The 482-nt window shown below is 48.5% G+C and carries 1 protein-coding gene; it reads left to right on the top strand.

Translation table 11 applies throughout. The features are described 5' to 3' along the window. Positions 1–482 (top strand): hypothetical protein (locus tag IB259_RS31270; protein ID WP_192331051.1); only part of this gene is annotated, 482 nt, incomplete at both ends.

Genomic DNA, 482 nt, shown 5'->3' with positions numbered 1-482 from the left:
AAGAAGGGGGAGGAGGGAAGAAGAAGGAGGAAAAAGGAGGGAGAAAGGAAAAAAAGGAAAAGGGGAAGAGGAGGGAAGGAGGAAAAAAGAGGGAAAGGGGAGGAGAGGAAGGAGGAGGAGGAAAAGAAGAGGAAGGAGGGAGAAGAGAAGGGAAGAAAGAAGGGGGGAGAGAAGAAGAGAAAAAGGGAAGGGGAGAAGGAAAAGAAGGAGGAAGGAAAGAGAAAGAGGAAAGAGGAGGAAGGACGAAAGGGAAAGAGAGGACGGAGGATGCAAGGGAAGAAAGGAATCAGGGAGGGGGGGAGGGAGAGAAAGAGAAAGGGAGAGAGGAGAAAGAGGAAGAGAGAGAAGAAGGAAGGGAAGGGAGAAAGAAAGAGAGAAGAAAGGAAGGGAGAGAGAGAGAAAGAGGAGAAGAAAAAGGGGAGGAGGAGAAAGAGGAAAAAAGGGGGAAGAAGGAAAAAGGAAGGGGAGGAAAAGAAAAAAGT

Origin of the sequence: Achromobacter sp. ACM04 (assembly GCF_014851465.1) — a bacterium.
In the GTDB taxonomy this organism is placed as follows: domain Bacteria; phylum Pseudomonadota; class Gammaproteobacteria; order Burkholderiales; family Burkholderiaceae_B; genus Achromobacter; species Achromobacter aegrifaciens.
Note: the sequence above shows the minus strand (reverse complement) of the source record. Positions and strands in the feature narration are given on the sequence as shown.